We start from the raw sequence: 25185 nt of genomic DNA on the forward strand, positions 1-25185 counted from the left end.
TGGAGCTTGGAGCTTGGAGCTTGGAGCTTGCCGCTTGGAGCTTGGAGCTTGCAGCTTGCAGCTGGCCGTCAGGCCGTCAGGCCGTCAGGCCGCGAGGGCTTTGATCAGTGCTTCGTTGAACGCCGGGATGTCATCAGGCTTGCGGCTGCTGATCAGATGGCCGTCGACCACGACCTCCTCGTCGACCCAGTCGGCGCCGGCGTTCTTCAGGTCGTCGGCCAGTGAGGGCCAGCTGGTCATGCGTTTGCCCTTGACCAGATCGGCCGAGGCCAGCAACCAGGCGCCGTGGCAGATGACGGCAATCGTCTTGTTGTCGCGTGCCGCGTCACGTACCAGCTCCTGAGCCATTTCATCCGTGCGGATGGTATCGGAGTTGACCACGCCGCCTGGGAGCAGCAGGGCGTCGTAGTCCTCCATGCGGATGCTGTCGAAGGTGTGGTCGACGTGGAACTTGGTGGCGGGCGTGGTGTGGTTCCAGCCGGTCACTTCCCCGTTCTTTGCGGAAATGATGTGCACGGTCGCGCCGGCTTTTTCCAGCGCCTCCTTTGGCCCGGTCAGCTCGACCTGCTCGAAACCGTCTGTCACCAGGATCGCGACGCGTTTGCCTTTCAGGGAATCGGCCATTTCGTTTTCCTCCTCGTCGAATTTCAGATTGATCTACTTGAAATCCGACCGCCATCTCGGTCAAAGTTCGCACTCTTTCCTTGGTGGCCTTGTGCTATCGACAAGGTCGAGCCGCTTTCTATGTCCATTGAACTCACCGACGAGCAGATCCGCAGCGTGCTGCAGGGGATCAGCGTGCCGCCGCAGCCGCAGATCATGGTCGACCTGCAGATGGAGCAGGTCATGCCTGATCCCGACTTGCGTGCCATCGCGCGGCTGATCAGCCAGGATCCGGGCTTGTCCGGCGCCTTGCTGAAAACGGTCAACTCACCGTTCTTCGGCCTCGCCAACCGCATCGCCTCGATCCAGCAGGCCGTCAACCTGCTGGGTTGCCGTTCAGTGATCAACCTGATCAATGCGCAATCGATCCGCGGCGAGCTGACCGATGCGGCGATCGTCACGCTCAACCGGTTCTGGGATTCGGCGCAGGATGTGGCCAGCACCTGTCTGGCGTTGGCCAAGCGCATCGGTCATCCGGCGCCTGACGAGGCCTATACCCTCGGACTGTTCCATGACTGTGGCATCCCGCTGATGCTGACCCGCTTTCCTGGCTATATGACGGTGCTGGAGGAGGCCTACGCCAGTGTCGGTGCCGAAACGCGCATCACCGATGTCGAAAACCGGGTGCTCAACACCAATCATTCCGTAGTTGGGTATTTCGTCGCACGCTCGTGGAAGCTGCCGCAACATCTTTGCGAGGCCATCGCCAACCACCACAACGCCCTGGCGCTGTTCAACGACGAGTGGAGCGATCCCCAGGTCAAGACATTGCTGGCGATCCTGAAGATGGCTGAGCACATCTGTGCCTGCCATCGCATACTGGGCGATCAGCCGGATGACCATGAATGGGATGCCGCGGCGCAGCTGGTGCTCGAATACGTTGGCCTCTCCGAATACGATTTCGAATGCCAGCACGACATCATCCGTGAGCTGGGTGTCGGCTGACCGGGCCCTGCATTAACTGCTAAGGTCGCCTGCCGTTCCTTCTCGATTTGCCCGTATGCCCGAACTCCCAGAAGTCGAAACCACCCGTCGCGGCATCGCTGCGCATCTTGTCGGCCGACGTGTCAGTCGGGTCATCGTGCGCGAGCGACGGTTGCGCTGGCCGATTCCGGAGGATCTGGACGTACGGCTGTCCGGTCAGCGGATCGAGGCGGTCGAACGACGCGCCAAATACCTGCTGATCAAGGCTGAAGTCGGCACTTTGATCGCGCACCTGGGCATGTCCGGCAGCCTGCGGCTGGTGCCGGCTGATCTTGCGGTGGGCAAGCACGAGCACGTCGACATCGTGCTGGACTCCGGCATGGCGCTGCGCTACACCGACCCCCGCCGCTTCGGTGCGCTGCTCTGGAGCGATGATCCGCTGAGTCACGTGCTGCTCGCCAGCCTGGGCCCGGAGCCGCTAGGCGATGCGTTCGACGGAGAGCGTCTGTATCAGATGTCGCGTGGGCGCAGCATGGCGATCAAGCCGTTCATCATGGATAACGCGGTGGTGGTCGGCGTCGGCAATATCTATGCAAGCGAGGCGCTGTTCGCTGCCGGAATCGATCCGCGGCGAGCGGCCGGCGCGGTGTCGCGGGCGCGCTACCTGAAGCTGGCCGTCGAGATCAAGCGGATCCTGGCCTATGCCATCGAGCGCGGCGGCACCACGCTGCGCGACTTCGTCGGTGGCGACGGCAAGCCGGGTTACTTCCAGCAGGAGCTGTTCGTCTACGGGCGGGGCGGGGATTTTTGCAAAGCCTGTGGCTCGACCCTGCGCGAAATCCGCCTCGGCCAGCGTGCCAGTGTCTATTGCGGACGCTGCCAGCGATGAATAGCCGATCAGCCATGCACTGCGCAGGCATTGACGGTGTTCACGATCAACAACCGGCGGCCACTGCTATAGTGACGCTCACTACAATCATCTGCCTCGTTTCGCCCAGCTGAAGGACCACACCATGAATCTGTTTCGCTCCACTGTTGTTGTCTTGGCCCTGATCACAGGTCTGCTGACGATGCCTGTGCAGGCGCAATCGGTACAGCAGAACGCCAGCGGCGATCCGATGTACACCGTCGAGGCCCCTAAAGCCTTTTCCATCGTGGGCGATCTGCTGATCGCCCGTCCGCTGCTGATCGCGGCCACTGTCGTCGGAGCCGGCCTGTTCGTCGTCAGCCTGCCGTTCAGCGCCATGGGCGGCGGCATCAAGGAGACGGGGCATGCGCTGGTTGTTGAGCCAGGCGCCGCGGCCTTTGCGCGCTGCCTTGGTTGCACCCGCGTCGGTTACAACCGCCAGGATTGATCCCGCGGTTCAGCTTTGCCGGGTCGGCGGTTTATCCGATTCGCGCTACGGCCCCACCGCTTCATCGCGCGCGGGGCGGTGTCGTTTTCGGCTTGGTGTGTTTCTAAGGTGCTGCGCAGCCGGCAGCCACGTTGTGTCAGCAACAGCTCAGCAGTCGTGGTCGACTTGAAGCCTCACGCACGGTGGTTAGGCAGCCCGTGCAGCGGCGTGGAACGACGGGCGTCTGTTTGGGGGCGGCCTCACCTTCAGGGCGAGGTCGATCAGGCTTTGCCAGTGATGACCATGTACTTCTGCATCAACTCATCCTTGCTCTCGACGTTGCTTTCATCGAGCGGGATGCAATCCACCGGGCAGACTTGCTGGCACTGCGGTTCGTCGTAATGGCCGACGCACTCGGTGCAGAGGTTGGGGTCGATGACGTAGATTTCCTCACCCTGGGAAATCGCGCTGTTCGGGCACTCGGGCTCGCACACGTCGCAGTTGATGCAGTCATCGGTGATGATCAGGGACATCCAGCTAACTCCAGCTGCAGCATCGACCGCAGCACAGGTAAAAACGACGCGCCAATTTTGCCGCATCGACTCGCCCGGTGCACGCGGCAGTGCTCACCCTTCTGTCGGTAATCATCCGCCGCGCGAAGGCTGGGTGCTTCAGCGCGAGGCGTAGCGCTCGTTCAGCGCCTTCATCACCGAGGGGTGGACGAATTTGCTGACATCACCGCCGAGACGTGCAATTTCGCGGACCAGGGTCGAGGAAATATAGGAGAACTTTTCAGACGGGGTCAGAAACAGGCTTTCCACATCCGGGACGAGCTGGCGGTTCATGTTGGCCAGCTGGAATTCATATTCGAAGTCCGAAACTGCCCGCAGGCCGCGCAGCAGCACGTTGGCCTTCTGCTCGGTGACGAAGTGCGCCAGCAGCGTGGAGAAACCCATGACCTTGACGTTCGGCAGATGCGAGGTCACTTCCTTGGCCAATGCGACGCGCTGTTCGAGCGGGAACAATGGATGCTTGTTCGGGCTGGCAGCGACAGCAATGATGAATTCGTCGAACAGGCGCGAGGCGCGCTCGACCAGGTCGGTGTGGCCCATGGTGATCGGGTCGAAGGTTCCCGGATACAGCACTCGATTCATTGCGGCGTCCTGACGCATGCGTGGGGGGTGGATGGTAGCGGCTCGGCGCCGGCAGCGTAAAGCATCAAAGCGGATGGCTGCCGAATGTCAGCACAACGAAGCCGTTCACGCATTTTTCAATCGTTCGGCCAATTGACTCGAGAGTTTCGCGACGAGGCCGTAGATGGACAACTGCGGATTGGCCCCGATGCTGGTGGGAAACAGCGAGCCGTCGTGGATCGACAGGTTTTCCAGCTGGTGGTGCCGGCCAAGGCTGTCGGTGACCGCCTGACGCGGGTCTTCGCCCATGGCGCAACCGCCCATCACGTGAGCACTGCCGAGCCGGGTGCGATACAGCTCGAGATTCAGCCCGTCGATCATCTGGCGCGCTTGTCCGAGGCTGGTCGCATGGCTGGCGTCGCTGTGCAGCGGCAGGACCGTTCTGGCGCCGGCGGCAAACTGGATTTCCGCCATGCTGTGGTAGGCACGGCGAATGCCATCCCAGGTGTAGGGTGTCATCCGGTAGTCGAGCGTGGGCGTGCCGTCGCTGCGCAGCTGGACCTGCCCTTCGGCGCTGTCCGGGTGAAAACCGTCGCGCATCAGCGCAATCATCGCGTTGGTATGTGGCAGCTGCTCCATGCGCCTGGCGTTGTCGATGCCGGCGCGGCCAAGCAGCGTCGCAGCCAGGGCCGGATGGATGGGCGGTACTTCAAGCTTGTAGGACATACGCCCGCGGGTGCCATCGTCCCATTGGAAATGGTCGGAATAGATTGATTGGGGCGCGCCGTAGAATGGGTTGATCACCTTTTCAAACTGCGCGGCGGAGAAATTCACCAGATGCAGAAAGGTGCGTTTTCCGACGCGTTGGTGCGGGTCGGGCGCATCCGAGCGCAGCAGGATGGCGGGCGTGTTGATACCGCCCCCGGCGAGGATGTAATGGCGCGCACGAACCTTGATCTTGCGACCTGTTGGCGCAACGCTGCACGCATCCATGGCCAGGCACTCCAGTGCAGTGACGCGCCCCTTGTTCACGACAAGACGGTCGGCGCGGGCCAGGTAGAGCAGCTCGCCGCCGGCATCCAGTGTGGCCGGGATAGTCGTCACCAGCATCGATTGCTTGGCATTGGTCGGGCAGCCCATGCCGCAATAGCCCAGATTCAAACAGCCTCGCACGTTGCGCGGGATCACCGCCCAGCTGTAGCCGAGTGCTGCGCAGCCGTCGCGGATCACCTGATTGTTGGCGTTGGGTGGGAGCGCCCAGGGCTCGATGCCCAGCCGCTGCTCCATGCGCTCGAACCAGGACGCCATGCTCTGCTCGGAGAGGTTCTTGACGTCGTGCTCGCGGGCCCAGTGCTCCAGTGTGGCGGCAGGCGTGCGGAAGCTCGACGTCCAATTCACCAGCGTCGAGCCGCCGACGGCGCGGCCTTGCAGGATGGTGATGGCACCGTCCTTGCTGGTCCGACCGATTGCCTCCTGGTAGAGCGAGGCGTAAGCGGCGGGTTCCTGCATGTCGAAGTCTTGGCTGCTGCGCAACGGGCCTTCTTCGATCAGCAGCACCTTGTAACCGGCCGCGCTGAGGAACTCGGCGCTGGTGGCACCACCGGCGCCGCTGCCGACGATGGCGATGTCGGCGTCGAGCGTGATGTCCTTCTCGATCCGCGAACCGTCATGGGTTTTCCAGCCGCGGGCGATACCTTCGGCAAAGGGGTCGGTGACAGGCATTTCGGTTCCTCAGGTCGGGCGAGCGGTCTGTGTGTCCATCGTCAGACGACCGGCGGGCCGGGATAGCCGCAGTGGCGCCAGGATTCCGGTCGGCCATACCAGGCCATCAGAATCATCTGCTGAAGCGAGGCATGACCCTGCCGCAATAATGCAATCGGGCTGTTTTCCCAGCGTTGCAGAAACGCCTGAATCTCGCCGTCCTGCGCCTGCTCCCAGCCGCCCCAGACACCGGTCAGCGGGCCGCGGGTGAGCGGCAGGCTCAGCAGATCGAACAGTTGCGAAACCTGTTTTGACACGGCAGGTGGCAGGTGGGCGAGTCCCTCATCGAGGCTCGCCAGGGTGCCCCGCACGGCGCTGGGCATGCTCGATGCCGGGACGGCGCCTTCCAGAATGATCGGCGTCAGGCGACGCAGCACCGGCAAGTCGCTTTCGCGCAACTGTACGAAGCCAGCAGCAGACTGCTCGGCACTGCAGCCGGACAAACTGCCGATCAGGCCAGCGCCCGCCAGGGCCGCGCTGCCAAACAGGCCGACCCTGAGAAGGGTGCGGCGGGAAAACGGTCGCTCGGTATGGTTCATTGTTGTTGTCACCGGCTGCGCTTTTCAACGCATGAAGAGTTTGTAGACCAGCTTCTGCAGCGCCTTGCCGTAAGGGGGATAAATCATGCGGGCGGCATTGAAACGTTGCTTGATAAAGACGCCTTTGGCCTTGCTGAAGGTGAGGAATCCATCGTGCCCATGGTAGTGGCCCATTCCCGACGGACCAACGCCCCCGAACGGCAGGTCATCCTGGGCGACATGCAGCAGCGTGTCGTTGAGGCAGGCCCCGCCGGAATGGGTGTGGCGCAGCACATGGCGCTGCTCGGCTCGGTCATATCCGAAGTAGTACAGCGCCAGCGGGCGGGGGCGTGCGTTGACATAGGCGAGGGCCTGAGCGATGTCGTCATAAGGCACCACCGGCAGCAGCGGTCCGAATATCTCGTCCTGCATGACCTGCATCTCATCGGTGACGTCGAGCAGGAGGCAGTGCGGCATTCGACGTTCCTGGCCTTGCTCGAACAGCGGCAGCAGGCGCGCGCCCTTGGCCTGGGCGTCGTCCAGGTAGCCCTGCAGCCGGGCGTGCTGGCGCCGGTTGACGATGGTGGTGTAGTCCGGGTTGTCTGCCAGCTGTGGATAAAAGCGCCGAACCACCTTTCGATAGGCCTCGACGAATTCATCGATGCGCGGCCGGGGCACCAGCACGTAATCCGGCGCGACACAGGTCTGCCCGGCATTGAGCGTCTTGCCAAAGGCGATCCGCTCGGCCGCATCGGCGAGCGGTACGTCGGTCGAGACGATGGCGGGCGACTTGCCGCCCAGTTCGAGCGTCACCGGCGTCAGGTTTTCCGCGGCCGCTCGCATGACGTGCCGGCCAACGCTGGTGCTGCCGGTGAACAACAGGTGATCGAAAGGCAGCTTTGAAAAGGCGATACCCACGTCTGCCTCGCCGAGGACAACCGCGACCTGATCGTCAGGAAAGATTTGTGCGAGCAGATCCTTGAGCAACTGACCGGTGGCCGGCGTGGACTCGCTCATCTTCAGCATCACCCGGTTGCCGGCAGCCAGCGCGCCGATCAGCGGGCCGATGGCCAGGTACAACGGGTAATTCCACGGCACGATGATGCCGACCACCCCGAGCGGCTGGTAGACGACGCGGGCGCTGGCGGGCTGAAAAGCCATGCCCACACGACGCCTGGAGGGCTTCATCCAGCGCGGCAGGTGGCGTTTGGCGTGTCGAATGCCATCCAGGCAGGGCATGATCTCGGCTAGCCGCGTCTCGTCTGCCGAGCGGTTACCGAAGTCCTCGCTGATGGCCTCGATCAAAGGCTGTTGATGATTGGTCAGCACATCGTGCAGCGCCTCCAGCCATTGCAGGCGATCTTCGCCGTTGGGGCTGGGATTGGCCTGGAAAGCCCTGCGCTGGCGCTCGAATAACGCCTGCAAATGCTCGGCTTCGAAATGGCTGGGATGCGAATACACGGCGTCGGCAAGCATTAGAAACGCTCCGGAAAGGCGACAGGTCGACGATTTCTAGAGTAAAAACTCTAAAGTGTCAAACCCGTGCGCAGCCACGCTGGCCGGGTTACCTTTGTGTTCCGGCTTCAGCACGACGAAAGTAGCTTTCTGCATGTCACCCAAACCGAGCACCCGCGAGCGCATCATCGAAGCCAGCCTGGAGCTGTTCAATGCTCAAGGCGAGCGCAGCGTGACCACCAACCACATCGCTGCACACCTGGAGATATCGCCGGGCAACCTCTATTACTACTTTCGTAACAAGCAGGCGATCATCGCCGAGCTGTTTGATCGCTATGAGCGAAATGTCGATGGATTCCTACAACTGCCGGAAGGACGGGCGCTGACCATCGAGGATAAGACCCGCTACCTCGAATCGCTGCTTTCGGCAATGTGGGATTACCGTTTCATGCACCGTGATCTTGAGCATCTCTTGAGTGGCGACGACCAGCTTGCCGCACGCTATAGGCTGTTTGCCAAGCGCCACTTGCTGAGTGCGCAAACCATCTACCAAGGCTTTGCCGATGCCGGGATCCTCCGGATGACGCCGGCTCAGGTCGAGGCGCTGGCCGTCAACGCATGGATCATCATGACCTCATGGGTGCCTTTTCTCTGCACGTTGGGCGGAGCCGAGGACAGGGGCATGGATCGCAACATGCTGCGCCGGGGCATTTTTCAACTGCTGGCGCTCGAGGAGGGCTTCGTGACAGACGAGGCACGTCCGGCCGTTTCGGGCTTGCTTGCGCAGTTACACGCCCCGGTCCTGCAGGGATGAGCTGTGGACAAGCGAAGCCTGGCTGGTCTGCTATGGCTCCTCCAGCCACTGCGGTATCCGCCGCTCCAGGTAGTAGCGCGGCCGACGTGGCGAGCCTTCGACGAAGCCGACGTGCCCGCCGGTCCTGTGCAGTTCCAGCGTTGTGGTTGCCGATAGCTCCTCGGGCTCGGGCACGCTGTGGCGGAAGACGAAGGGATCGTCGGCAGCCTGGATCAGCAGGGTCGGCGTCGTGATAGCTGGCAGGTAGTAACGGCTGGAGGCGCGGCGGTAATAGTCCTGGGCGTCGCTGTAGCCATGCAGCGGCGCAGTGAAGCGGCCGTCGAAATCCCAGAAGGTGCGCATGCCATGCAGTGGTCCAAGGCTCTGCAGCGCACCGAGATGGTCGAGCAGGCCCTCGCGCTGGAAGCGCTGCTGCTTGTCCTTCACATAGGCGACCATCGCCTTCATGAAATGCGCCTGGTAGATGCGGGAGAAGCCGAGGCCGATACGATCGGCACACTGGTCCAGGCGAAACGGCACGGACACCGCCACGGCTTTTTGCAGCGGTGCTGCCTGGCCGGTTTCGCCGAGGTATTTGAGCAGCACGTTGCCACCGAGCGAGTAGCCCACGGCATACAGCGGGGCCAGTGGCCGCGAGGCTTGCAGATGAGCGATGACTTCGCTCAGATCATCGCTGACACCGGAGTGATAGGCGCGCGGCAGCAGGTTTGGCTCGCCCGAACAGCCTCGCCAGTTGAGCGCGACGCTTGCCCAGTTCCGGTTCGCCAGCTGTTGCTGCAGTCCGACTACATAGTGCGAGCTCGATGAGCCGGTCAGGCCATGCAATACCAGCACCAGCGGCACATCCGCTTCATGGGGACCGTGCCAGTCGAGATCAATGAAATCGCCGTCAGCGAGCCACAGCCGCTCACGGCGCCGTTGCAGGAGAGGCGCGCGGCGGCAGAACGGGTTCCATAGCGTTTGCAGATGGCCGCCGGGCAACCACCAGGCCGGGCGGAACGGAGTTGGCGAACGGTTCATGGAAAATTCTATGGTATTGGCAGAACAGGCGGCTCCAGCGCCTGATGGTGCAGGCGAAAGCACTGATCGTCGCGTATACCCGGCCGACAATCACCCGCGACGCTATGCTTGCAGCTTGCTATTCGCTGCGCTCCCACAACGCATAGTTCACTTTGCCCGCCTGCTTTTCACGGTGCAGGCGCCAGTTGCCAGGTAGGCCAAGACTGGAGGGGGCAGCTTCGCTCTCGGTATAGACCCAGGCATGCTTGGCCAGCCAGCCCCGGTTTTCGAGCAGCTCGCAGGTGGGCTGCAGCAGGTTCTTGTTGAACGGCGGGTCCAGAAACACCAGGTCGAACGGGGTCGGGTTCTGGGTTTCGAGATAGCGCAGGGCGTCGCTTTGCAGCAACTGGCCTTGGCCGCACTTGAGCGTATCCAGATGCTTGCGCAGGTTGGCAATGGCATTGGCGTTCACATCCAGCGCGAGGGCCATGCTGGCGCCGCGCGAGAGGGCCTCAAGGTAAAGCGCACCGCTTCCGGTGAAGGGATCGAGCACCCGCGCGCCAGAGAGGTACGGCGCGAGCCAATTGAACAATGTTTCGCGGACGCGATCGGGGGTCGGTCGCAGGCCATCGGCGTCGGGAAAACCGAAGCGTCGGCTGCGCCATTCACCGCCGATGATACGCAGCTGGCCCTGGCCCCCATGGGCGGAGGGACGGACGGGTGGATTGGCCATCAATGCTCCGGAACGCTGCTGGGTTGTTCGAGGGGCTTCGTGCTGGGCGGCGGCAGCGGCTTCTGCTCAACCTGCGGGCCCACGGTGACGATCACGAAGTCGTCCGGGCTCAGATGCTTGTTCATCGCAGCCTTGACGTCTTCGACCGACAACGCCTGGACCTGTTGCATGAAGTCTTCAAGGTAGGTCAGAGGCAGGTCGTAGAACCCGATGCTTCCAAGCTGCCCGACGATGTCACTGTTGCTCGCCGTGGACAGCGGAAAGCTGCCGGCGACTTCGCGCTTGCTGCGCTCGAGCTCAACTTCGGTTGGGCCGTTCTGCAGGAAGTCGGCAACCAGTCGCTGAACCAGCTCCAGCGTACCTTCAGCCAGCTCGGCGCGGGTCTGCAGGTTGATCATGAAGGGGCCGGCCACTTGCATCGGGCTGAAGCCTGAATAGACACCGTAGGTCAGGCCGCGCTTTTCGCGGACTTCTTCCATCAGGCGGGTGCCGAAGCCACCGCCGCCGAGGATCTGGTTACCTAGATACAGCGCGGCGTAATCCGGATGGCCACGCGCAATCCCCAACTGCGCCAGCATCAGGTGAGTCTGGTTGGAGCGAAACTCGATGTGCTGGGTGCCGGCGGTTGGCGCGTTTGGCGAGGGCGGAGGCGGCAGGGCCGGGCCTTGGGGCAACGCTGCGGAAACCTGCGCGGCGATGGTTTCGGCTTCCTCACGGCTGAGATCGCCAACCAGTGCGATCACGGCGTTACCGGTTGTGTAACCCTTTCGATGAAACGCGCGCAGCTCCGCGACGCTGATGCCTGGGATCGACTCGGGCGTGCCTTCGCTGGAGTGGGCATAGGGATGATCGCCATACAGCTGCTCGAACAGTTCGAGGCTGGCCAGCTTGCCCGGGTTCTGCTTCTGGAATTCGAAGCCGGCCAGAACCTGATTCTTGATTCGCTGCAACGAGTCTTCGGGAAAGGTTGGTTTGCCCACGACCTGGCTGAACAGCTGTAGCGCTGGCTCGCGCTTGTCCGGCGCGCTGAGGCTGCGCAGGCTGGCGACCGCCATGTCGCGGTAGGAACCGTTGCCGAAGTTCGCGCCCAGGCCTTCGAAGCCTTCAGCGATAGCGGTGACATCCTTGCCCCCGACGCCCTCGTTGAGCATGGCGTTGGTCAGCATTGCCAGGCCGGGCGCGCCATCATCCTGGCTGCTGCCGGCGGCGAAGGTCAGGCGCAGGTCGAACATGGGCAGCTGATGCGCCTCGACGAACAGCACCTTGGCGCCGCCATCGGTCTGCCAGCTCTGGATGTCCAGCTCGCGGCGGGCCAGGGGTTTGTCTCCAATCTCGGCCAATGATTCCAGCTGTGCGCTGGCTGCTTCAGCTGCTTCAGCCTCCTTGGCGATCGCCTGTCCGGATTCGGACGGTGTGGCGACGGTTTCCTCGCTGGGAACCGGGACCGATGCAGCGGCGTCGCTGGCTTCTTCGCTGCAGGCGGCCAGGCCTAGGCAGGAGGACAGCGCCAGGCCGAGCAGGCCGCGACGCAACAGGTGACGCTCACTCATCGCTGGACTCCTCGGGTAGAACATGGGCAACGCTCAGGCGAGAGCGGGTGAAACAGGTACGGGCGGCTTCCTGAATGTCCTCTGGGGTAATGGCTTCCAGGGCGCTGAGCTCCTCGTCCATCAGCCGCCAGGAGAGCCCGACGGTTTCCAGCTGGCCGATGGTGGTGGCCTGCTGGGTGATGGAATCGCGTTCATAGACCAGTCCGGAGATGACCTGCGCGCGGACCCGCTCCAGCTCCTCGGTCGAAGGCGCGCTCTGCTTGAGCTGTTCCAGCTGCTGCCATAGGCCCGCCTCGACTTCGTCCAGCGTTCGGCCTTTCTGCATGTTTGGCGCAGCGCTCAGGACGAACAGTGTGTCGCCGCGGGCGTAGGCGTTGTACCAGGCCGAAGCGCTGGTCACCAGTTCTTCGCCGCGCTCCAGCTGTTGGGGCAAGCGTGCGCTGTAGCCGCCGTCGAGCAACGCGCTGATCAGTCGCAGCGCATGGATCTGACTCGGCTCCTCGCTGGTGGCCAGGCTTGGCGTGTTGAAGCCCATGATCAGGCTGGGCACTTGGGTCTGCACGTGCAGGCGCAGCCGGCGCTCTCCGGGCTCGTCCAGCTCCAGTGGGCGCTTGGTGGTTGGGGTCGCCTGTTTTTCGATCGGTCCGAAGTAGCGCTCGGCCAGGGTTCGAACTTCGTCCGGCGTGACATCGCCGACCACCACCAGGGTCGCGTTGTTGGGCGCGTACCAGCGTTCGTACCAGGTGCGCAGCTCCTCGCGGTCCATCCGCTTGAGATCCGCCATCCAGCCTATGGTCGGGATGTGATAGCCGCTAGAGGGGTAGGCCATGGCTTTGAAACGCTCGAAGGCGAGTGCGCTGGGCTTGTCATCGGTGCGCAGGCGGCGCTCTTCCATGATCACTTCGATTTCGCGCTCGAATTCTTCAGGCGGCAGCTTGAGGCTCGCCAGGCGATCAGCCTCGAGCTCAAAGGCAACGGCCAGCCGGTCACGTGCCAGAACCTGGTAGTAAGCGGTGTAATCATCGCCGGTGAACGCATTTTCCTCGGCGCCCAGTTCGCGCAGGATGCGCGAGGCTTCGCCGGGGCCGAGTTTGCGGCTGCCCTTGAACATCAGGTGCTCGAGCGCATGGGACAATCCGGTCTGACCAGGCGACTCATAGCTGGAGCCCACCTTGTACCAGAGCTGGGACACGACGATCGGCGCGCGATGGTCTTCGCGCACGATCACCTTGAGACCGTTATTGAGGAAGAATTCATGGGTGGGTTGGGCTTCGGCAGCCATGACCAATGGCATATAACAAGTGCCGAGTAGCAGGGCTGCGGCGCGGCGTAGCATCAAAGGCATAGGAGAAAATGCTCGTTCAGTAATCGATCCTGCCCGCGATGACGCCGGCTGGTGAGGGCACGCGGGGCATGGTACTGGTGCCCTCGTGTCAGGGCAAAGGCAATTAAAAGCTCGCTTTGCCAATGCAGAAGACTGGGCGGATGGCCACGCTTAGCGCAGGCCGATGCTCAGTGCTAGGATAGCGCCCGTCTGGCCGGTGGCATGGCTGCCGGCGTATCGCCCTCTTGAGAAAATCTTCTCCATGTTTGGTTCCAACGACGATAAGAAGGCGCCGGCTGAGGCTGGCGAGAAGAAAGGCTTGTTTGGCTGGTTTCGCAAGAAGCCGCAGACCCCAGCGGCCGAGCCGCCGCCTGCCGAGCCGCTGGAAGACAGCCAGCCGTTCGCCGATGAGCCCGATACTGCTTTGCCCGACGGGGTACAGACGGCCGAAGAGCCCTTGCGATCTGAGCCTGAGGCTACCCAAACGGAGCCCGAGACTGCGCACGTTAAACCGGACGCCGAATTGCAGATCGAGCCGGAGGCAGAGCCTGCGCCTGCGCCGGAGCTTGTTCATCCTGAGCAAGTGCCCGAGTCGCCGATTCTCGCTGAGATTGCCCTCGAGCCGGCACCGGCGCCGGCCGTACAAGAAGCGCCCGCCAGGTTGGGCTTCTTTGCCCGGCTCAAACAAGGCTTGTCGAAGACCAGCGCCAGCATTGGCGAAGGCATGGCCAGTCTGTTTCTGGGCAAGAAGGCCATCGATGATGACCTGCTCGACGAACTGGAAACCCGTCTGCTGACCGCCGATGTCGGGGTAGAGGCCACCACCGCCATCATGCACAACCTGGCGCGCCGCGTCTCGCGCAAGGAGTTGGCCGACAGCGGCGCGTTGTACAAGGCTTTGCAGGAAGAGCTGGCCAGCCTGCTCAAGCCTGTCGAGCAGCCGTTGCTGATCGACAGCAGCAAGCAGCCGTTCGTGATCCTGGTGGTAGGCGTAAACGGCGTCGGCAAAACCACGACCATTGGCAAGTTGGCGAAGAAGCTGCAGCTGGAAGGCAAGAGAGTCATGCTGGCCGCAGGCGATACCTTCCGTGCGGCAGCGGTCGAGCAGCTGCAGATTTGGGGTGAGCGCAACAATGTTGCGGTGATTGCTCAGCACACGGGGGCGGATTCCGCTTCGGTGATCTTCGATGCAGTGCAGGCGGCCAAGGCCCGAGGCATTGACGTGCTCATCGCGGACACCGCCGGGCGCCTGCATACCAAGGACAATTTGATGGAGGAGCTGAAAAAGATACGTCGCGTGATGGGCAAGCTCGACGATACTGCGCCGCACGAAGTGCTGCTGGTGCTCGATGCCGGAACCGGTCAGAACGCTATCAGCCAGACCAAACAGTTCAACCAGTCGGTCGAGCTGACAGGCCTGGCGCTGACCAAGCTCGACGGTACCGCCAAGGGCGGTGTGATTTTTGCACTGGCCAAGCAGTTCGGCACCCCGATCCGCTATATCGGCGTCGGTGAAGGCATCGATGATCTGCGGACCTTCGAGGCGGATGCCTTCGTCAATGCCTTGTTTGCCGAGAAAGGGACGGGCGGAGCCTCGTCATGATTCGTTTCGAACTGGTGGGCAAGCGCTATCCCAACGGCCACGTCGGATTGCACGAACTTTCCTTTCACGTGAAGCGCGGTGAGTTCCTCTTCGTCACCGGTCACTCCGGTGCGGGCAAGAGCACCTTGTTGCGCTTGCTGCTGGCGATGGAAAGGCCCAGCAGTGGCAGGCTGCTGTTGGCCAACCAGGACCTGTCGCGAATCAGCAACGCGCAGATTCCCTTTCTCCGCAGGCAGATCGGTGTGGTATTTCAGAACCATCAGCTGCTGTTTGATCGCACCGTGTTCGACAACGCTGCATTACCCTTGCAAATCCTCGGTTTGAACAAGCGCGAAATCGGCCAGCGCGTGATGACTGCGCTGGAGCGTGTCAGTCTCAAGGACAAGGCACTGCAATACCCTTCCGATCTCTCTACGGGCCAGCAGCAGCGCGTCGGCATCGCCCGCGCCGTGGTGCACCGCCCGGCGTTGCTGCTGGCCGACGAGCCGACCGGCAACCTCGATCCGCGGCTGGCAGCCGAAATCATGGGCGTATTCGAAGACATCAACCGTCTCGGTACCACCGTGCTGATTGCCAGTCATGATCTGGCGCTGATCGCCCGTATGCGTCATCGCATGCTCACATTGCAGCGTGGTCGATTGATCGGCGATGGGGAGGCCGCCCGATGAGCGCGCCCGAGCAGAACCCGAACCCGGCTGAACGCGCGGGCGGTGTACGCAACAAGCCCGAGCAACCCAGAAGCGACGAGCCGGACTTCCAAGCCCTGTTTCATGCCTGGGTGGAAAGTCACCGAGCCAGCGTGGTGGACAGTGTCGGCAGGCTGATCAAGCAGCCGATCGGTAGCTTCTTCACCTGTCTGGTCATGGCGGTCGCGTTGAGCTTGCCGATGGGCCTGGCGCTGTTGCTGGACAATGTCGAGCGGCTCGGTGGCTCCTGGCAGCGGGCAGCCCAGATTTCGCTGTTCATGCAGCTGGATGTGGATGCGCCGCAGGGGCAAGCGCTTCGCGAGCAGATCCTGGCGATGCCGGACGTGTCCGAAGCCAGCTGGATCAGCCGGGAGCAGGCGCTGGAGGAATTTCAACAACTGTCGGGGCTTGGCGAGGCCTTGCGAGAGCTGCCGGAAAATCCGTTGCCCGGTGTGATCCTGGTGACGCCCAACGAAGTTGATCGCGATAACCTCGAGGCACTGCGCCAACGCTTGTCTGAGTTGTCCGGGGTCGAGCAGGCGCAGTTGGACCTGTTATGGGTCGAACGGTTGACCGCCATCCTCAACCTGGGTGATCGGTTCGTGTTCGGCCTTAGCCTGTTGCTGATTGCCACGCTGCTGCTGGTGATTGGCAATACCATCCGCCTGCACATCGAAAACCGCCGCACCGAGATTGAAGTGGTCAAGCTGGTCGGCGGAACCGACGGCTATGTGCGGCGTCCGTTTCTCTACATGGGGGCGTTGTACGGGCTGGGAGCGGGCCTGATTGCCTGGGGCTTGCTTGCCTATGGCCTCGGCTGGTTGAACGAGGCGGTCACTGGATTGGCTGGCTTGTATGGCAGCGATTTCGGTTTGGCGGGCGTACCGGCCGATGATGGGCTGTCACTTGTGCTCGGAGCCGTGCTGCTGGGTTACATAGGCGCCTGGCTGGCCGTTGCGAGGCATTTGAGCGAGCTGTCACCGCGCTAACCTGTTGATCCATATGAATTACGATGGCTGTAAGGAAACTTTTTCACAGGCTTGCAGTCTCACGAAGCAGTGCTAAACTGCTGCAGCTTCATTTTTGGAGGACCTGCATGACATCTAATCTCCAACCTGTTCAAGCCCTGGCCCCGGGAGGCAATCTCGAGGCCTATGTGCAGACGGTCAACAGCATTCCGCTGCTCACGGTCGAGCAGGAACGCGACCTGGCTGGACGTCTGTTCTACCACCAGGATCTCGAGGCCGCCCGTCAGATGGTGCTGGCCCACCTGCGTTTCGTTGTGCATATCGCCCGTAGCTATTCCGGCTACGGTCTGGCACAGGCCGATCTGATCCAGGAGGGCAATGTCGGCCTGATGAAGGCGGTCAAGCGCTTCAATCCTGAAATGGGTGTGCGCCTGGTTTCCTTTGCCGTGCACTGGATCAAGGCCGAAATCCACGAGTTCATCCTGCGCAACTGGCGCATCGTAAAAGTCGCCACGACCAAAGCGCAACGCAAGCTGTTCTTCAATCTGCGTAGTCAGAAGAAGCGTCTGGCCTGGCTGAACAATGACGAGGTCGAGCGCGTTGCCGACAGCCTCGGCGTTGAGGCCCGCGAAGTCCGCGAGATGGAAAGCCGTCTCACCGGGCATGACATGGCTTTCGATCCATCTGCCGACGCGGATGATGACAGCGCCTACCAGTCGCCCGCACATTATCTCGAAGATCATCGTTACGATCCGGCGCGGCAGCTCGAAGATGCCGACTGGAGCGATAATTCAAATTTGAATCTGCACGAGGCGCTGGACACGCTGGATGAGCGTAGCCGCGATATCCTTCAGCAGCGTTGGCTGAGTGATACCAAGGCGACTCTGCATGATCTCGCTGCCAGGTATGGGGTCTCTGCGGAGCGGATTCGTCAGCTCGAAAAGAATGCGATGAACAAGCTCAAGGGTTCAATCCAGGCTTGAGGGGCGAAGCCTGAGCTTTCCGTTCCAGTCCAGAGTCCAAAGGCGCTGCAACTGCAGCGCCTTTTTTTTAGCCGTTGGCCGGCAAAGGGTGACTGCAGCTGGATGATCGCCGAGCTCAGCGGCGATGCCTGGAGTGCTCCAGGGTGTCAGTGAGGGCGATCAGCAGTTGTGCCGCGCTGATGGGTTTGTGTAGCCAGGTGATGCGCGTGTCTTCAACGTTCTGCTCGAAATGGCTGGCGGCCGATATCACGATGATCGGCAGATCTCGCGTGTCAGGGTTGCTGCGGACGTCGTCAATCAGCTCGCGTCCGCTGCCGTCGGGCAAATGCCAATCGAGTGTCATCGCCTCGTAACGGGTACTGGCAAGCTTGCCTCGTGCCGCGTGCAGACTCTGCACGCGGTCAACCGCATAGCCGGCATCGCGTAGCATCAGCAACAGTAACCGCCCGGTGTCCGGTTCGTCTTCGATCACCAGCAGGCGAGGCTGGCCCTGGTCGGGTGCCGCGGTGGCCGATTCGGCTATGGGCAGCTCACACCAGAACGTTGTGCCTTGGCCCTCGGCTGTATCAAAGCCGACACGACCGCCCATCCGTTCGATGAATTTTTTGGTAATGGCGAGCCCCAGGCCGGTGCCCCCTTTCTGGCGACTGTCGGACGCATCCGCCTGGGCAAATTTCTCGAATACACGGTTCTGGAAACTTGGCGGGATGCCCGGCCCCTGATCGCTGACGCTGATGCGGACATGGCCGGCATTGGGCTGGCTGCAATGCAGCGTGACCTGACCACCTTTCGGCGTGTACTTGATGGCGTTCGAAAGAAAGTTGGTCAGCACCTGCTGCAGGCGCAACCCGTCGACCCATACGTGCACATTGACCGGGTCGCGGAGTATGCAGCTCACCCCGAAATGCGCGGCGAAAGCCTGGTTGCTGGTCAGCGCCTCGTCCAACAGTTGGCGCAGCGAGTGCTCGCGCATGTCGAAGGTCATCTTGCCTACGGTGATTTTTTCCATGTCCAACAGGTCATTGATCAGGTAACCCAACCGCAAGCTGTTGCGGTGCGCGATTTCGAGCATCTGCTGGATGGCGGCAGGTGTCTCGCCCAGGGCGCCGCCGGTGATCAGGCCCAGGGCGCCGCTGATGGATGTCAGCGGGGTGCGCAACTCATGGCTTACCGTCGAGACGAACTCGTCTTTCATCTGTTCGATGCGCTTGTGTTCGGTCAGGTCCATGCTGGTGCCGCTGATGCGCAGCGGCTGGCCGTTGCGGTCGCGCTGGATGTAGCCGCGGATCAGCACAGGCGTGGTTTTGCCGCTTTTATGCTGCAGGCGTAGCTCGGTGGTGAAGTGATCGACCGTGGAGAGCACGGTCCGGGCCAGCTGAGTCCGCTCTTGAGGCAGGTCCTCGGCCACCACGAGTCGCTCCCAGAGGTTGAGATCCGCACTGAGCTCGCCGGGACGGTAGCCGAGCATGTGCCAGGCGCGCGGCGATGCATAGAAGGTTCCCGCATCCAGGTTCATGTCCCACAACCCGTCATTGCTGCCTTTGAGCGCAAGGCTCAGGCGCTCTTCACTGAGCTGAAGGGCACGTTTGTTTTCCCGGATGTCTTCGGTCATCTGCTGGGCCAGCGCCTCGGCACGGCGGCGTCTGAGCGACAATGAAAACGTCAGGAGGAACAATAGTGCGCTCAGGCCAGTACCAAGGCTCGCTATCAGCCTCTTGTTGGTGTGAAAGAACTGCTCGAAGGCGGGCCGGCTCTCCAGGCGCAGCGCCCATGTCTGGCCATAAAGACCCAGCTGCGCCACCTTGCTGTATTGGGCTTGCCCGGTCATAGGTGCATCACGACTGGCAAAGATAAGCTGCTCGGTTTGCTCGGTATCGCCTGCATAGATGCGCAAGCTGAGGTTCGGATTAGCTGCGCCCAGAATGCCTCGCATCAGGTCGTCGAGCCGATAGGGACTGTAGACGAAGCCCATTAGCGCTTGCAGGCGTTGTGTCACGGTAGTTAGCGGCTCCCCAGGACGGTACAGCGGCACGTACATGAGGACGCCTGCTTGTATCTTGCCGTGGGTTTCCTGGCGTAACGTCACTTTCCCGGTAATCCGGGTCTTTCCGGTTTCGGCAGCGCTGAGCATGGCCTGTCGGCGAACCGGCTCGGAGAACATGTCAAAGCCGAAAGCGGCCAGGTTGCGATCGCGGAAGGGCTCGAGGAAGACGATCGGCGTGTAGAGCGAGCGGTCCACCTCTTGCGGGTAGACATCGTAGTCGCTATATCCTTCAGCCCGGACGTTGCGCACATGCGCTTCGAGCTCCGACGGCAATAGGGCCTTGGCAAAACCGACGCCTTGGATGCCCGGGTAGCGTTCGGCCAGTTGCAGTCGCTCGTTGTATTCGCGCCACTGTTCTCGCGACACCTCACCGGCGGCGTCGAACAGTCCGGCAGCTCCGAGCAGAATCTGCTCGTGGTCGGTCATGCGTTTCTCAATGGCTTCAATGGTCGTGCTCACCAGCAAGTCGAACTGCTTGAGCGCGGCCCGCTCTTCTTTCATCTGCAGATGATCGAGAAGCGCAAGCTGTACCGACAGCGCTAATGCCAATACGAGCCAGGCGATGCTGTTACGCCAGTGAAAGAACTGCCGCACCTTGCCGAACGGTGCACTGGTTTCGCTCATGCTGTCTGCCGTGCGTTAGTCACGAGTGGCGATTCGGGCGCCCGTCTGGCGACCTTCCGTACATGCGGGTCGTGGCCCGTCATTCGCCACATAGTCATCGCAGCTTACGCGCTGAGATGGCGTAATGCCATAACGCCCCGACAGAGCGTACCGGCTGGTGGTCTTGCGCGTGAAAGGGCGCTGAGGCGCTGCAGCCGACCCGTCGCCGTATCGTTGCGGTTGGCCTTCAGCGTGCATCGCTCGCCCGCAGCTTGTTCAGGTAATCGCTGCCGCCCAATTGCCTCGCCTGCTTTCGAATCCAGGCGGCGCGGCTGCCCACGTGCGGACCGGGTTGGCCAGCATCCCACTGCCGAGGGTTGGGCAGCACAGCGGCCAGCTGGCTAGCCTGATTGACAGACAGATAGGGCGCGCCAACCCCGAAGTGATGTTGTGCAGCTGCTTCGGCGCCGAATATCCCACTGCCCCATTCGACACTGTTCAGGTAGACCTCCAGAATCCGTTGTTTCGGCCACAGCAGCTCGATCCAGCCTGTGAACCAGACTTCAAGACCCTTGCGCAGCCAGCTACGCCCCGACCAGAGGAACAGGTTTTTCGCCACCTGCTGGCTCAGCGTGCTGGCGCCACGCAGCGAGCCGCCGCGTTCGTTATGCGCGAATGCAGCTCGAATTGCGGCGATATCGAAGCCCCAATGATCGGCGAAGTTCTGATCTTCGGCTGCGATGACGGACATCTTCAAGTCGTCCGGCAGTTGGTTCCAAGGCTGCCAGCTACGTTGCAGGTCAATGCTTTCGCCACCAGTCCAGGATTCGATCTTGCGTTCAACCATCAGCGCGGTGAAGGGTGGCGGCACCCAGCGCAGTATCAGCACCAGCAACACGGACAGTGCCGCCAGCCATAGCAACAGTTTGGTCAGTCGGCGGAACAGGGCTCGAAGCATGGGGCGTGGTCGCAACCGGGGAGAACGGGCATTATAACGGTGCAAACACTCCCTGACCGGAAGCCACCCGAATGATTCGTCCGTTTCTTCTGCTTGCCGGATTCTTCGGCTTGACCGGCGTCGCCCTCGGCGCGTTCGCAGCCCATGGCTTGAAAAGTCGCCTGGCTGCCGACTCTCTCGCTGTGTTTCAGACCGGCGTGCACTACCAACTGATCCACGCCCTGGCATTATTCGGCATCGCCTTGCTGGCGCTGCATGCGCCGAGCCGTCTGCTGTTCGCAGCAGGCAGCTTGTTTACGCTGGGTGTGCTGCTGTTCTCCGGCAGTCTCTACCTGCTGACCCTGACCGGTGTCGGCAAGCTCGGCATCATCACACCGATTGGCGGCACGGCATTCCTGGCCGGCTGGATCTGTCTGATGCTGGCCGCCTGGAACCTGCGTGGCTGATTGACCGAGCGGCCCGGGCGGAGATGAATGGTGGCAGCGCTTGCCTTGGTGGGCCGAGTCGATCGGGCTAGAATGCTGGCCCTTCTGCAATGGTGGCGATCACTATGCATATCCAGTTGAACGGTGAATGCTACGAGCTCCCTGACGGTCAATCGGTGGCTGATCTGCTGCAGCGCTTGCAGCTGACCGGGCGCCGGCTAGCGGTTGAACTCAACCGCGACATCGTGCCACGCAGCCAGCATGCCGCGACGGTTCTGGTCGAAGGCGATCAGATCGAAGTCGTGCACGCCATTGGCGGCGGCTGACGAACCCGATCAAATTTCCGAACGCCGCCCGTGCAGCGGCGTACTTCTCGCTTCATTAGGTCTGAACAGGATGGTCACATGAGCCCAGTTCCGCACGACAAAGCCTTCACGCTTGCCGGCCGCACCTATCAATCGCGCCTGCTGGTGGGCACCGGTAAATACAAGGATCTCGAGGAAACCCGCGCGGCCATCGAGGCCTCTGGCGCGGAGATCGTCACCGTTGCGGTGCGCCGTACCAACATCGGCCAGAACCCGGGCGAGCCTAATCTGCTGGATGTGATCTCGCCGGATCGCTACACGATCCTGCCGAACACCGCGGGCTGCTATGACGCCGAAGAGGCCGTGCGCACCTGCCGCCTGGCCCGCGAACTGCTCGATGGGCACCGGTTGGTCAAGCTGGAAGTGTTGGCCGACCAAAAAACCCTGTTCCCCAACGTCATTGAAACCCTCAAGGCCGCTGAAATATTGGTCAAGGATGGCTTCGACGTGATGGTGTACACCAGCGACGATCCGATCATTGCCCGCCAGCTCGCCGACATGGGTTGCATTGCGGTGATGCCGCTGGCCGGTCTGATCGGCACGGGTTTGGGCATCTGCAACCCATACAACCTGCGCATCATCCTCGAGGAGGCCAAGGTGCCGGTACTTGTGGACGCAGGCGTCGGCACGGCATCCGACGCAACCATCGCCATGGAGCTGGGTTGTGAGGCGGTGCTGATGAACAGCGCCATCGCTCATGCGCGGAACCCGGTGCTGATGGCTGAGGCCATGAAGTATGCGATCGACGCCGGCCGCTTAGCCTACCTGGCCGGCCGCATGCCGAAAAAACTCTATGCCAGCGCCTCCTCCCCTCAGGAGGGCCTGATCCGCTAATCCTTCTCCTCCCGTCTCTGGCCGCGTGCTCGATCGCGCGGCCGGTCCCTTGTTATCTGTAGGTTCGTTCATGAGTGACACTCCAATCCCGGCCGAGGGCCAACGGCGCATGCGCACCATCAAAAGCTTTGTGATGCGTGCCGGTCGCATGACCGAAGGACAGCAGCGGGGTCTGGATCAGGGCTGGCCCCGGTTCGGCCTGGAACTGGCAGATGGGTTGCGCGATTTCGATCAGGTCTTTGCTCGGCAGGCGCCACGCACGTTCGAGATCGGTTTTGGCATGGGCCACTCCACCCTGGAAATGGCCGCGGCGGCTCCCGAACAGGATTTCATTGCGGTCGAAGTGCACTCGCCGGGCGTAGGGGCCCTGTTAAACGGACTCCTGTCCCAAAATCTGACGAACGTGCGGGTTTACAGTTGCGATGCGCTCGAAGTGCTGCGTGAATGCGTCCCCGATGCCAGCCTGGACCGGGTCCTGCTGTTCTTTCCCGATCCCTGGCACAAGAGTCGCCACCACAAGCGGCGCATCGTCCAGCCGGCATTCGCTGAACTGGTGCGGCAAAAACTCAAGGTCGGCGGCGTGTTGCACATGGCGACCGACTGGGAGGCCTATGCCGAGCATATGCTCGACATCATGAACGTCGCGCCTGGCTACCGTAACCAGGCGGTAAACGGGCAGTACGTTGAGCGTCCGCAGGAGCGCCCGACCACCAAGTTCGAACGGCGCGGTGAGCGCCTCGGCCACGGCGTCTGGGACCTTAAGTTCGAGCGCATCGACTGACTCGCTGAAATATGTGTACCGCTGCATCCAGCAAAGCCGCGACCAAGCCGCCCAGGGACGATCCAATAACGAAAAATGCCAGGACGGCACGATCCCGACGCTTCAACGAGCGCTCTGCCTGCGGGGAAGAGCCGTCATCTGCCGCGCCCGCCGCGCTGCAAGGAGCAAACAGATGTACAGGATATTCGCAATTCTGCGGCCGGCGGCCTGTGCCAGCCAGGCTCAAGCCAAGGTCGACGAGATGCAGGCCGTGGGGCTGGGCCAGGACCTGACCCCGCGCCTTGTGATGTTGTGGCTATGACACGCCGTGTGCCGACAGGCTGACGCGGCTTCCGGCGCGGCCCTGTACGATCGCTTCGATGTCGGCCAGTGAGCCGATCACCGCAGTTTTGCCGGTGTTGCGGGCCCTGGAGCGAGACGCCCGCGCTCAGCTCGACGACGACCTGATCCCGACCCTGGCGACGATGCAATGACCCGGGCTGAGATGATCATCAGTTTTATCGAACGCTACTGCGTCACGCCGGAAGGTGCCGACGTGGGCAAGCCCTTGCTGCTGGCCGAGTTTCAAAAGCAGTTCATCCGGGCCGTATACGACAACCCCAAGGGCACCCGGCGTGCCATCTGCTCGATAGCGAGAAAGAACGGAAAATCCGGGCTTATCGCTGGCCTGATCCTGGCGCACCTGATCGGACCTGAAGCCAAGCAGAACAGCCAGCTAGTATCGGGCGCCATGAGCCGCGACCAGGCATCGCTAGTGTTCAACCTGGCGTCAAAGACGGTCATGCAGTCGCCTGCCCTGTCGAAGATTGTCCGCATTGTGCCGAGTGGCAAACGCCTGCTGGGCCTGCCGCTGAATACCGAGTTCCGCGCCCTGGCTGCTGACGGCAGAACGGCACACGGCCTGTCTCCGGTGCTCGCCATTCTCGACGAGATAGGCCAGATCCGAGGTCCGCAGTCCGACTTCGTGGACGCCATCACGACCAGCCAAGGCGCGCACGCTGCACCGCTGCTGATCGCGATCAGTACCCAAGCCGCAAACGCTGCCGATCTGCTGAGCCAGTGGATCGACGATGCAAAGCAGTCGAAAGACCTGCGCATCGTCTGCCATCTGTACGCCGCTCCGAAGGGCTGCGACCTGCTGGACGTTGAAGCCTGGAAAGCAGCCAATCCGGCCTTGGGTCTGTTCCGCTCCGAAGACGATCTGCGCGAGCAGATGCAGCAAGCCGCCCGTATGGCGAGCATGAGCAGCATCGCCCTGAACCTGCTGCTGAATCAGCATGTGAGCCTGGACAGCCCGTTCATATCGCCTGACGTGTGGATGGCCTGCGATGCCGAGCCGGAACCCTTCGACGGTCCCGTATATGCTGGCCTGGACCTGTCCGCCCGCACGGACCTGACAGCGCTAGTGCTGATCGGCAAGACGGCTGGCGTCTGGCAGGTTCGCCCGTACTTCTGGACGCCGCACCCTACTTTGGGGTTGGCCGGTGACAGCACTAGCCCCGCCTGCGTGATGCTGTGCGGGGCTTTTCTTTTGGGCAGTCGAGTGGCGAAAGGGGAGCGGTACGGGGAGCAGAACAGCCAAAAACGAAAAAGGTCAGCTCGGAAGCTGACCTAAGTCGTTGTTTTCATTGGTGGGCCCACACGGACTCGAACCGTGGACCAAAGGATTATGAGTCCTCTGCTCTAACCAACTGAGCTATAGGCCCTCAGAGGCCGGCGGATTATAC

General features: G+C 62.1%; 26 protein-coding genes, 1 tRNA gene and 1 pseudogene. 14 read left to right on the forward strand and 14 right to left on the reverse strand.

Annotated features, from left to right (window positions below; translation table 11 throughout):
- Positions 1-84 precede the first annotated feature (84 nt).
- Positions 85-624, reverse strand: coding sequence for a type 1 glutamine amidotransferase domain-containing protein (locus tag NA637_RS00265; protein WP_256070369.1), 540 nt, complete (start codon positions 622-624; stop codon positions 85-87).
- Between the two features lie 120 nt (positions 625-744).
- Between NA637_RS00265 and NA637_RS00270 the strand changes: the two genes are divergently transcribed.
- The 3 genes from NA637_RS00270 (at position 745) to NA637_RS00280 (ending at position 2942) form a co-directional block, all read left to right on the forward strand.
- On the forward strand, positions 745-1608 hold the full coding sequence (locus NA637_RS00270; RefSeq protein ID WP_256070370.1) for an HDOD domain-containing protein: 864 nt from the start codon (positions 745-747) through the stop codon (positions 1606-1608).
- 55 nt (positions 1609-1663) lie between these two features.
- On the forward strand, positions 1664-2476 hold the full coding sequence (gene mutM, locus NA637_RS00275) for a bifunctional DNA-formamidopyrimidine glycosylase/DNA-(apurinic or apyrimidinic site) lyase (RefSeq protein ID WP_256070371.1): 813 nt from the start codon (positions 1664-1666) through the stop codon (positions 2474-2476).
- Positions 2477-2600: 124 nt separating this feature from the next.
- A complete protein-coding gene (locus tag NA637_RS00280) occupies positions 2601-2942 on the forward strand; it encodes a multidrug transporter (protein WP_256070372.1) in 342 nt (113 codons plus the stop codon).
- Positions 2943-3202: 260 nt separating this feature from the next.
- Here NA637_RS00280 and NA637_RS00285 read toward each other — a convergent pair whose 3' ends face one another.
- The 5 genes from NA637_RS00285 to NA637_RS00305 form a co-directional block, all read right to left on the reverse strand.
- Complete coding sequence (locus NA637_RS00285) at positions 3203-3454, reverse strand: YfhL family 4Fe-4S dicluster ferredoxin (protein WP_256070373.1); 252 nt, start codon at positions 3452-3454, stop codon at positions 3203-3205.
- A gap of 138 nt (positions 3455-3592) precedes the next feature.
- A complete protein-coding gene (coaD, locus tag NA637_RS00290; RefSeq protein WP_256070374.1) occupies positions 3593-4075 on the reverse strand; it encodes a pantetheine-phosphate adenylyltransferase in 483 nt (160 codons plus the stop codon).
- Between the two features lie 105 nt (positions 4076-4180).
- Entirely contained in the window at positions 4181-5776 is a 1596-nt protein-coding gene (locus NA637_RS00295) for a GMC family oxidoreductase (protein ID WP_256070375.1), read from the reverse strand.
- Positions 5777-5817: 41 nt separating this feature from the next.
- Positions 5818-6354 carry a twin-arginine translocation pathway signal protein gene (locus tag NA637_RS00300; protein ID WP_256070376.1) on the reverse strand — a complete coding sequence of 179 codons (537 nt, stop codon included), beginning with the start codon at positions 6352-6354 and terminating at the stop codon, positions 5818-5820.
- 24 nt (positions 6355-6378) lie between these two features.
- Positions 6379-7809, reverse strand: coding sequence for a coniferyl aldehyde dehydrogenase (locus NA637_RS00305; protein WP_256070377.1), 1431 nt, complete (start codon positions 7807-7809; stop codon positions 6379-6381).
- 133 nt (positions 7810-7942) lie between these two features.
- Between NA637_RS00305 and NA637_RS00310 the strand changes: the two genes are divergently transcribed.
- Positions 7943-8602, forward strand: coding sequence for a TetR/AcrR family transcriptional regulator (locus NA637_RS00310; protein ID WP_256070378.1), 660 nt, complete (start codon positions 7943-7945; stop codon positions 8600-8602).
- 30 nt (positions 8603-8632) lie between these two features.
- Here the strand turns inward: NA637_RS00310 and NA637_RS00315 are convergent, their stop codons facing one another.
- The 4 genes from NA637_RS00315 to NA637_RS00330 form a co-directional block, all read right to left on the reverse strand.
- Positions 8633-9622: a hydrolase gene (locus NA637_RS00315; RefSeq protein ID WP_256070379.1), complete on the reverse strand. Its 990-nt coding sequence runs from the start codon at positions 9620-9622 to the stop codon at positions 8633-8635.
- Between the two features lie 118 nt (positions 9623-9740).
- On the reverse strand, positions 9741-10334 hold the full coding sequence (gene rsmD / locus NA637_RS00320; RefSeq protein ID WP_256070380.1) for a 16S rRNA (guanine(966)-N(2))-methyltransferase RsmD: 594 nt from the start codon (positions 10332-10334) through the stop codon (positions 9741-9743).
- Entirely contained in the window at positions 10334-11884 is a 1551-nt protein-coding gene (locus tag NA637_RS00325; RefSeq protein ID WP_256070381.1) for a M16 family metallopeptidase, read from the reverse strand. Before NA637_RS00325 ends, rsmD begins: the two co-directional genes overlap by 1 nt.
- Positions 11877-13229 (reverse strand): M16 family metallopeptidase, encoded by a 1353-nt coding sequence (locus NA637_RS00330; protein ID WP_256070382.1) that lies wholly within the window; start codon positions 13227-13229, stop codon positions 11877-11879. The genes NA637_RS00325 and NA637_RS00330 overlap by 8 nt, the downstream gene beginning before the upstream one ends.
- Positions 13230-13470: 241 nt before the next feature.
- Here NA637_RS00330 and ftsY point away from each other — a divergent pair, with 241 nt between their 5' ends.
- The 4 genes from ftsY to rpoH all read left to right on the forward strand — a co-directional run bounded on the left by ftsY (position 13471) and on the right by rpoH (position 17448).
- Positions 13471-14811, forward strand: a complete 1341-nt coding sequence (ftsY, locus tag NA637_RS00335; protein ID WP_256070383.1) for a signal recognition particle-docking protein FtsY — start codon at positions 13471-13473, stop codon at positions 14809-14811.
- Positions 14808-15479 carry a cell division ATP-binding protein FtsE gene (gene ftsE / locus NA637_RS00340; protein ID WP_256070384.1) on the forward strand — a complete coding sequence of 224 codons (672 nt, stop codon included), beginning with the start codon at positions 14808-14810 and terminating at the stop codon, positions 15477-15479. Before ftsY ends, ftsE begins: the two co-directional genes overlap by 4 nt.
- Complete coding sequence (gene ftsX, locus NA637_RS00345; RefSeq protein WP_256070385.1) at positions 15476-16486, forward strand: permease-like cell division protein FtsX; 1011 nt, start codon at positions 15476-15478, stop codon at positions 16484-16486. Before ftsE ends, ftsX begins: the two co-directional genes overlap by 4 nt.
- 107 nt (positions 16487-16593) lie before the next feature.
- A complete protein-coding gene (rpoH, locus tag NA637_RS00350; RefSeq protein WP_256070386.1) occupies positions 16594-17448 on the forward strand; it encodes an RNA polymerase sigma factor RpoH in 855 nt (284 codons plus the stop codon).
- A 115-nt stretch (positions 17449-17563) separates the two neighbouring features.
- On the opposite strand, the gene NA637_RS00355 is transcribed toward rpoH, so the two are convergent.
- A complete protein-coding gene (locus NA637_RS00355; RefSeq protein ID WP_256070387.1) occupies positions 17564-20116 on the reverse strand; it encodes a hybrid sensor histidine kinase/response regulator in 2553 nt (850 codons plus the stop codon).
- 226 nt (positions 20117-20342) lie between these two features.
- On the reverse strand, positions 20343-21053 hold the full coding sequence (gene mtgA / locus NA637_RS00360) for a monofunctional biosynthetic peptidoglycan transglycosylase (protein WP_256070388.1): 711 nt from the start codon (positions 21051-21053) through the stop codon (positions 20343-20345).
- Positions 21054-21124: 71 nt separating this feature from the next.
- On the opposite strand from mtgA, the gene NA637_RS00365 reads away from it, so the two are divergent.
- From NA637_RS00365 to NA637_RS00385, 5 genes are all read left to right on the forward strand, one after another.
- A complete protein-coding gene (locus NA637_RS00365) occupies positions 21125-21499 on the forward strand; it encodes a DUF423 domain-containing protein (RefSeq protein ID WP_256070389.1) in 375 nt (124 codons plus the stop codon).
- A 104-nt stretch (positions 21500-21603) separates the two neighbouring features.
- Positions 21604-21804: a sulfur carrier protein ThiS gene (thiS, locus tag NA637_RS00370; protein ID WP_256070390.1), complete on the forward strand. Its 201-nt coding sequence runs from the start codon at positions 21604-21606 to the stop codon at positions 21802-21804.
- 78 nt (positions 21805-21882) lie between these two features.
- On the forward strand, positions 21883-22677 hold the full coding sequence (locus NA637_RS00375) for a thiazole synthase (protein ID WP_256070391.1): 795 nt from the start codon (positions 21883-21885) through the stop codon (positions 22675-22677).
- 70 nt (positions 22678-22747) lie between these two features.
- Complete coding sequence (gene trmB / locus NA637_RS00380) at positions 22748-23458, forward strand: tRNA (guanosine(46)-N7)-methyltransferase TrmB (RefSeq protein ID WP_272888870.1); 711 nt, start codon at positions 22748-22750, stop codon at positions 23456-23458.
- 172 nt (positions 23459-23630) lie between these two features.
- Positions 23631-23759 carry a hypothetical protein gene (locus NA637_RS00385; RefSeq protein WP_256070392.1) on the forward strand — a complete coding sequence of 43 codons (129 nt, stop codon included), beginning with the start codon at positions 23631-23633 and terminating at the stop codon, positions 23757-23759.
- Here the strand turns inward: NA637_RS00385 and NA637_RS25595 are convergent.
- Positions 23754-23864: pseudogene (locus NA637_RS25595) on the reverse strand (carbamate kinase); the annotation flags it as partial. The gene NA637_RS00385 and the pseudogene NA637_RS25595 sit on opposite strands and share 6 nt — an antisense overlap.
- 63 nt (positions 23865-23927) lie before the next feature.
- Between NA637_RS25595 and NA637_RS00390 the strand changes: the two are divergent.
- Positions 23928-25073, forward strand: a complete 1146-nt coding sequence (locus NA637_RS00390) for a terminase large subunit domain-containing protein (protein WP_256070393.1) — start codon at positions 23928-23930, stop codon at positions 25071-25073.
- A gap of 14 nt (positions 25074-25087) precedes the next feature.
- On the opposite strand, the gene NA637_RS00395 is transcribed toward NA637_RS00390, so the two are convergent.
- A tRNA-Ile gene (locus NA637_RS00395) sits at positions 25088-25164 on the reverse strand.
- Positions 25165-25185 lie beyond the last annotated feature (21 nt).

This window comes from Stutzerimonas stutzeri, assembly GCF_024448935.1.
GTDB classification, from domain to species: Bacteria; Pseudomonadota; Gammaproteobacteria; order Pseudomonadales; family Pseudomonadaceae; genus Stutzerimonas; species Stutzerimonas stutzeri_AO.